Genomic DNA, 8,857 nt, shown 5'->3' on the forward strand with positions numbered 1-8,857 from the left:
CTATCCGGCAATTTGTTGGATTTATATCATAAAAGCTTATCGAATAACAGCAATAATAGAATAATGAAACAAAAATTAGGATATTTGTGTTGATTATCTATTGATCTAACTACTTTACTATGCGATTGAGTCGATCCTTATCCCTTTTATTGCTTGGGGGAACCTGCATTTTTAGCGCTCAGGCCCAAACTAATTTTGATCTAATTCCCAAGCCATCCAAGGTGACCGTAGCGTCCGGAATATATAACATCCCCACACAGCTCTCCGTTATTGTTTCGGATGATTTTCAAGCTGCGGCACAATTGCTTACTGAGCACCCCGCGATCAAAGGCTTAGCGGTTGAAGTACTGAAGAAAAACAAAAAAGCACCGAAAGAAGGCTTTCGTATCGTAAAGGCTGTTGATGCAGACAACCTCAGCAAAAATGCCTATTCAATTCAAATTGATGAAAAAGGTCTTCTGCTCAAAGCCTGGGATACGCCGCAGGTCATCAATGGGATTTATACCTTGATTCAGTTAGGCTACCTCCAAGCTGAGCCCAGCAAAATAGCATTTGCGACAATCGTTGATGAACCTCGTTTTTCCTATCGCGGGCTTCATTTAGACGTTTCCCGTCATTTTATGCCGCTTTCTTTCGTAAAGAAATATATCGACGTCATGGCCATTTATAAGTTCAATAACTTTCACTGGCACTTGACAGATGGAGCCGGATGGCGACTGGAGATTAAAAAATATCCGGAATTAACACAAAAGGCTGCCTGGCGTACACATGCGCATTGGAAAGATTGGTGGAACAATGGCCGTCAATATGTAGAAAAAGGAAATCCGAATGCCAGTGGTGGCTTTTATACACAGGAAGAAGCGCGCGAACTGGTCGACTACGCTGCCCGAAAAGGCATCAATGTCATTCCGGAAATAGAAATGCCCGGACACTCGGAAGAGGTATTAGCTGTATATCCCGAACTTTCCTGTTCAGGGAAACCCTACAGCCAAAGCGAGTTTTGCATCGGCAATGAAAAGACTTTTGAGTTCCTAAAAAATGTACTGGATGAAGTACTCACCATATTCCCTTCCCAATACATCCATATTGGCGGGGACGAAGCCGAAAAGAAACATTGGGAAAAATGTCCAAAAGACCAGGCCCTGATGCAAAAGGAAGGTTTAAAATCAGTTGATGAATTACAAAGCTATGCCATCAAGCAAATGGATTTATACCTGCAATCAAAGGGCCGAAAGCTTATCGGCTGGGATGAAATTTTACAAGGTGGTCTGACTGAAGGTGCCACGGTCATGAGCTGGCGCGGCGAAGAAGGCGGAATAAAAGCGGCAAATGCCGGCCATGATGTCATTATGACTCCCGGTTCACACCTGTATTTTGATTCTTATCAGACCGATCCAAGGACACAACCCGAAGCAATTGGCGGATACCTAACCCTGGATAAGGTATATTCTTATGACCCTATTCCAAACGCGATACAAACGGACAAGGTGAAACACATCCTGGGTGCACAAGCTAATATTTGGACAGAATATGTCCCAACGACAGAGCATGTCGAATATATGGTATTTCCACGTGCTTTAGCCTTGTCAGAAGTCAGTTGGACAAATAAAGACGCAAAAAGCTGGCCGGACTTTCAACGAAGAATACAATCACACTATAAGCTGCTGCAGGAACTGAATCTGAACTATTACCGCCCCTCGTTCAATGTTGCCTATACAGCATCATATAATGCGATTAAAAACAACAGCAAGATTACGCTTACAACGGAGCAACTAAAAACGGATCAGATCCGTTATACCATTGATGGGAGTGAGCCTACGATTCAGTCTACGCCCTATACAGGTCCGTTTGAACTGAGCTCAACAGGGCATATTAATGCAGCATACTTTCAGGACTCTATCAAAATAGGCCCAACATTATCCTTTGATATTGATATTCATCGTGCCATTGGAAAAAAAGTAACATACAACACCCAGTGGTCAGGATATCCAGCGCAAAAAGATTCGACTTTAACCAATGGACTAATGGGAGGCCTTTCTTATCACGATGGTCAATGGCAGGGGTTTACCAGCCCGATCGATGTGGTCGTTGATTTGGAAAGAAGGGAAGAAATCCATCAAGTTGCCATGAATTTCATGCAAATGATAGGCCCCGGAGTTTATATGCCCGGGGAAATGGAGGTTCTCGTTTCTGACAATGGTCGGACATTCCGTTCCATAGGGACAGTAAAAAACGATGTATCCGATACAGAATCCAAATTAACATTTAAACGCTTCGAGCTGAAACTCAATAAAGCGCAGCAGGCACGCTACATAAAAATCAAAGCTAGCAATCCGAAAAAAGGATATTTATTTACAGACGAAATCATTGTTTATTAACAGAAAATAAGCGATTCCCGATACTAGTTGGAGCACCAATTCCTTACGTTTTCCAACTAGTATTCCTATTTTCAAGACCACTTTTCCAATAAAGCATATTTTATTTTGAAATATTCTTAAAATAAATACTTCATTTTCAAAATTTAAAATGTAACTTTGCACTCCGACAAAGCAGTCGGAATGACCCTTCCCCATGAGCTATTTTTGATTGTCTTTGCTCAGATTTACAATAGGAAATTTAATTTTTTGAACTAGATATAATGCCAAGAAACACTTCCATTAAGTCGGTTTTAATCATCGGATCAGGTCCCATCGTTATCGGTCAAGCTTGTGAATTTGATTATTCTGGATCTCAAGCATCCCTTTCATTGAAAGAAGAAGGTATTGAAGTATCCATCATCAACTCAAACCCTGCAACAATCATGACGGACAAAGTTGTTGCAGACAATGTCTACTTACTTCCATTAACATGCGAAAGTATTGAAGAGATATTGCAAAAACATAACATTGACGCAGTACTTCCTACCATGGGTGGTCAGACCGCTTTGAACTTATGTATCGAAGCTTCCAATCTGGGCCTTTGGGAAAAATACAACGTTCGTGTAATCGGTGTTGATGTTGCTGCCATTGAAAAAACTGAAAACCGTGAAGAATTCCGTCAATTAATGGTTGATATCGGTGTAGGTGTTGCAAAATCCAAAATTGCTAACTCTTTCCTTGAAGGTAAAGAAGCTGCACAAGAAATTGGTTATCCTCTTGTTATTCGTCCTTCCTATACACTCGCAGGTACCGGAGGTGGATTTGTGCATAGAAAAGAAGATTTTGATGCAGCTTTAAACAGAGGTTTGCATGCTTCACCAACACATGAAGTTTTGGTAGAACAAGCTGTATTGGGTTGGAAAGAGTTCGAGTTGGAATTACTTCGCGATACCAACGACAATGTCATCATTATCTGTACCATTGAGAACTTTGACCCGATGGGTATCCACACCGGAGACTCCATCACAGTTGCGCCAGGTATGACATTATCAGACAAATGCTACCAAGATATGCGTAATCAAGCGATCTTGATGATGCGTTCGATTGGTAACTTCGCCGGTGGATGTAACGTTCAGTTCTCTGTTAATCCAGAAAATGAAGAAATTATTGCGATCGAAATCAATCCACGTGTATCACGCTCTTCAGCTTTAGCATCGAAAGCAACTGGTTATCCAATTGCAAAGATTGCGGCTAAATTAGCCATCGGATACAACTTGGATGAGTTGCAAAATCAGATTACAAAAACAACCTCAGCATATTTCGAACCAACGCTAGATTATGTTATCGTAAAAATCCCGCGTTTCAACTTTGACAAATTCAAAGGTGCAAACAAGGAATTAGGTCTTCAAATGAAAGCTGTAGGTGAAGTGATGGCGATCGGCCGTACATTTATCGAAGCTTTACAGAAAGCATGTCAGTCTCTTGAAACTGGTCGTGCAGGTTTAGGTGCTGATGGTCGTCAATGGAGAAATCTGGACGAGATCATGGATAGCCTAGAGCATCCAAGCGGTGACCGTCTATTCCATATCAAAGATGCATTCGAATTAGGTGTTCCTTTGGAATCTATCCGCAAAGCGACACGTATCGACAAATGGTTCTTGGTACAGATCCAAGAGTTGGTACACCTTGAGCAAGAATTACGTCGTTATCAATTGAATAACATTCCACGCGATTTCTTCATGACCTTAAAACAAAAAGGTTATTCAGATGTACAGATTGCCTGGTTATTAGGTAATGTAACGGAAGATCAGGTATATGACCGCCGTAAGGAACTAGGCATCAACCGTGTTTACAAAATGGTTGATACTTGTGCAGCGGAATTCCCTGCACAGACCCCATATTACTATTCGACATTCGAAGAAGAAAACGAATCCATTTCTTCAGACAGAAAGAAAATCATCGTTTTAGGTTCAGGTCCAAACCGTATCGGTCAAGGTATCGAGTTCGATTACTCTTGTGTACACGGATTATTGGCTGCGAAAGAATGTGGTTACGAGGCAATCATGGTGAACTGTAACCCTGAGACAGTATCAACAGATTTCAATATGGCAGACAAGTTATACTTCGAACCCGTATTCTGGGAGCATGTCCGTGAGATCATCGAACTGGAAAAACCAGAAGGTGTAATCGTTCAATTAGGTGGGCAGACAGCACTTAAAATGGCTGAGCGTTTGGAGCAACTTGGTGTAAAAATCATTGGTACATCATTCGAGAATATGGACTTGGCAGAAGACCGCGGCCGTTTCTCTGATCTATTGAAAGAATTAAATATTCCATATCCAAAATATGGCGTAGCTACCTCGGCAGAAGAGGCTTTACAAGTAGCCAACGAAGTTGGTTATCCAGTATTGGTTCGCCCTTCCTATGTATTGGGTGGACAAGGGATGAGCATAGTCATCAATGATGAAGACCTGGAAAAAGCGGTTGTTAACTTATTGAAAAACCTTCCCGGTAACCATATCCTGATCGACCATTTCTTGGATCGCGCTGAAGAAGCAGAATCAGATTCAATCTGTGATGGTGAAGATGTACATATCATCGGTATGATGGAACACATTGAGCCTGCAGGTATTCACTCCGGAGACTCATCGGCGGTATTACCTCCATTCGGCCTCTCACAAGCTGTTCAGGATAAGATGGAAGAATACTCCATCAAATTAGCAAAAGCGTTGAATGTACGTGGTCTACTAAACATCCAATTTGCTGTAAAAGGTGAGAATGTGTATGTCATCGAAGCTAATCCACGTGCATCACGTACAGTTCCTTTTATCGCAAAAGCGTATGATGTTCCTTACATCAACATCGCGACAAAAGTGATGTTAGGTGTCAATAAATTGAGTGACTTCACAATCGAACGTAAATTGAAAGGATATGCAATTAAAGAACCAGTATTCTCCTTCAATAAATTCCCTGAAGTAGACAAACAATTAGGCCCTGAAATGAAATCAACCGGTGAAGCGATCCGCTTTATCAAAGATCTTCAAGATCCATATTTCAGAGAATTGTACAATCAAAAATCAATGTTTTTGAATGCACAATAACGCGTCATTATAAAATAGAAAGGGCTTGCATTTTGCAAGCCCTTTCTATTTTATATCTTTAACACATCGGAAACCGACATTATTTGTCGGGCTATTGACCTCCCCTTTTCCCCTGCTCCCCGCTTTATAACGTTCACAATATTGATCATTACAGAGAAATGATCCACCACGCTGAACACGTTTTTCAAGATTAGGTTCCTGTGGATCATAGGAGTTTTCAGGTCCTTTGGGATTTGCCACCGCGCTACTCTTGTAATAATCCGGACGGTAGTAATCGGAGCACCACTCCCAGACATTCCCTTCCATATCATAGAGTCCCAATGCATTCGCCTGAAAAGATTTTACGGGAGCGGCTCCCTCGTATCCATCTTCTTTTGAGTCTTCAACCGGAAATTTTCCTTGGTATATATTCGCTGCCCACTTGCCATTGGGTTTAAGTTCTTTTCCCCAATAGTACAGGTCTTCGTTCGTATCCCTACCCGAGCGGGCAGCATATTCCCATTCCGCCTCTGTAGGCAATCTTTTCCCCGCCCATTTTGCATAAGCAGCAGCATCTTCGTAGGCGACTTGAACAACGGGGTAATTCATTTTATCTTCTATTGAACTATTGGGTCCTTCAGGATGCTGCCAATTTGCGCCAGGAATATATTCCCACCACATCAGATAATTATTTAAAGAGTTGAGTTCTTTGGGTTTTGAAAATACAGCTGAACCAGGGACAAGCATATTCGGATCAACACCGGGAAAATCCTTTGAGTCAAGCTTTCGCTCAGCTACGGTCACATATCCAGTCTCTTTTACAAATTGAGCAAATTGTGCATTTGTAACTTCATGCTCATCCATATAAAATGAATGGAGTTCTACAGTATGTACAGGTTTACTATCTTCGAAATTCGAACTTCCCATCAGAAATTTACCACCTTCAATTAAAACCATCTTTCCCGTAGCATTACTGCTTTGTTTGGCTAACTGAGATTTGATCATTCCGGCCCGGGTAGGTATATTTTCACCGACACAGCATGAAAGGGTATCTTTTGTGGAAAATATAGATAGACAGGTAACTAGCGTCAGATTGATTAACATACCTAAAGATAAACATAAAAGGGGAACAATAAAATGCTCCCCTTTCAATTATTGACTTAGATGCACAATTTATACATCCAATTGTACATTTTCTTTTTTCGTATTTTTTGAGCGAATAGGTGTATTACCTCCACCATTTAAGGTGATATCCACAGGATTATTATTCTTCCATGCACCTTTTGTAAAATCTGGTACAGCTACCGTTTTACAGTTCTTTTCAACAGACTCAAAACTTAATGGTACAATACAACTCCATGAAGCGGCATCATAAACATCTTGATCCAATGGCAATCCGTTACGCAGACAGTCGATTAGACGCCAGTCCATCATAAAGTCCATCCCGCCGTGACCGCCAACTTCTTTGGCCTTATCACCGATGTATTTCACTAATTCTGGTGTATATTTATCATATAATTCTTTGAGTTTTTCTTCCTTGATGAATTCGTGACCGAATGCAATATTCTCAGTTGGGTATTTTTGAGCGAAACCTTTTGTACCGCTTAATGTATGTAGTCTTGAATATGGTCTAGGCGAAGTCACATCATGTTGTAGCATAATTGTTTTACCCTTCGCTGTCCGAATTAGCGTGGTATTCATATTGCCACGGTATTTCTTTCCGACGAATTCCTGAAAGAACGAATCCTTTCCAGCGAGTTCCTTAGCCTTCTCGCCCATCATAAAATCATTGGACGACATCGCGACAAGATGATCCATCTTGTCTCCTCTATTGATGTTTAAACACTGTGCGACAGGCCCGAGTCCGTGAGTTGGATATAGGTTACCATTGTATTTAATATTTTCCCTTAGACGCCACATATTGTCATAACCATTCTTTGAGAAATTCAAGTCCAATAGGTCATGGATATAAGCACCTTCACCATGGATCAATTCACCAAATAAACCTTGGCGGACCATATTCAATGTCAACATTTCGAAAAAGTCATAGCAACAATTCTCCAACATCATACAATGTTTTTTTGTCGCTTCAGATGTTTTGACTACCTCCCAACAATCTTTTATAGTTAATGCAATTGGCACTTCACAAGCCACATGGTTACCCGCTTTCATAGCTGCAATACTCATGAGTGCATGGTAATCCCAAGGCGTACAAATATAGACAAGATCTAACTTTTCTTCTTTCAGCAATGATTTCCAGCCATCTTCTCCTGAATAAGGCTTTGCAGCCTTCAAGCCCTTCGAAGTAAGAATCTTTTGTGCTTTCTCAACTCGTTCAGGGTGTTTATCGCAAAGTGCAACGATCTCACAACCTTCGATAAAAGACAGTCGTTCGACTGCTCCGGGACCACGCATCCCCAATCCAATTACAGCAACTCTCACCTTATCAATTTTGGGTGCGGCGTAACCACACATATTAAATGCTTCTGCCGTTGCATTGGCATTCACCAAAGTAGGAAGTGAAACAGCCAGCGATGATAAAATCCCGGCCTTTTTTAAAAAATCTCTTCTAGAATCCATAATTTAAAGTCATGTAAATTTAAAGGGACCAATTGGTCCCTCTAAAAAATCACCTATTTTAAAACAAACTAAACAGTCAATAAGAAAAATCCCTTTGGATTTGGATTTATATTTGGTTCTAACTAAAGAACTTAATCTCTTTAACAATAATATAACACTTTTCTCAAAATAAAAAATCAAACTTGAAAGCAATCGTTTGTTCAATCTACACAAACGATTGCTTAATTTATTACTATCTTGTCTTTTTAATGAAAAGTATCGCATCACAGTAAATACACTATTCCAATATCAGAGCAAAATCCGAAAAAACATATACACAAAACTTTAGCCCTGTACTCTTCCATCGATAGGTCATTTTGCGGGGTCTTTTTTGAATGGTTTTCTAAAATATTGAATCATTAAAGCGAAATTTAATGATTATGTTTTCAAATAATCTTCGACTAATTCCTGGTGTTGAAGATTACAGATTTGAACGTTTAGCAGCAAATTAAATATTAATAAACTCCCCTTCGCCTATCCAGCCATAGAATGAAAATAGTTAATCGATCAAGTTAGTTAAATGAACGAAGCTATCAAATCTATGTGCCCAACGAAAAGGGAAAAGCCAATGAGGTGAGATGGATCGTGTCAGGATGATGATTACTCAATCCTTTGGAACAATGCTATTCTAAATGCGCTTTAGGATCCCTGTTCCGTAGTTGTTCCCCGCCGCTTCTTGATAGCGAACATGGAGCGGGGGCATGGTACCGGCAAAGGGAGGAAATGGACCGGAGGATAAATAAAGGTCCTTGGGGAGCACCCAAACGAAAGAAGCCCTTGACTGTTTCCAGCAAGGGCTTC

4 protein-coding genes are annotated in these 8,857 nt (G+C 40.7%); 2 read left to right on the forward strand and 2 right to left on the reverse strand.

Going from position 1 to position 8,857, the window contains the following annotated elements:
* The first annotated feature begins 119 nt into the window (after positions 1-119).
* Positions 120-2,378: a glycoside hydrolase family 20 protein gene (locus D7322_RS17935; protein ID WP_121125612.1), complete on the forward strand. Its 2,259-nt coding sequence runs from the start codon at positions 120-122 to the stop codon at positions 2,376-2,378.
* A gap of 260 nt (positions 2,379-2,638) precedes the next feature.
* Positions 2,639-5,458, forward strand: coding sequence for a carbamoyl-phosphate synthase large subunit (gene carB, locus D7322_RS17945; RefSeq protein WP_121125614.1), 2,820 nt, complete (start codon positions 2,639-2,641; stop codon positions 5,456-5,458).
* A gap of 45 nt (positions 5,459-5,503) precedes the next feature.
* Here carB and D7322_RS17950 read toward each other — a convergent pair whose 3' ends face one another.
* Both D7322_RS17950 and D7322_RS17955 read right to left on the reverse strand, forming a co-directional pair.
* Entirely contained in the window at positions 5,504-6,541 is a 1,038-nt protein-coding gene (locus D7322_RS17950) for a formylglycine-generating enzyme family protein (RefSeq protein WP_121125615.1), read from the reverse strand.
* 69 nt (positions 6,542-6,610) lie between these two features.
* Complete coding sequence (locus D7322_RS17955; RefSeq protein WP_183078746.1) at positions 6,611-8,017, reverse strand: Gfo/Idh/MocA family protein; 1,407 nt, start codon at positions 8,015-8,017, stop codon at positions 6,611-6,613.
* Positions 8,018-8,857: the final 840 nt, after the last annotated feature.

The organism is Sphingobacterium puteale, from assembly GCF_003627955.1.
In the GTDB taxonomy this organism is placed as follows: Bacteria; Bacteroidota; Bacteroidia; order Sphingobacteriales; family Sphingobacteriaceae; genus Sphingobacterium; species Sphingobacterium puteale.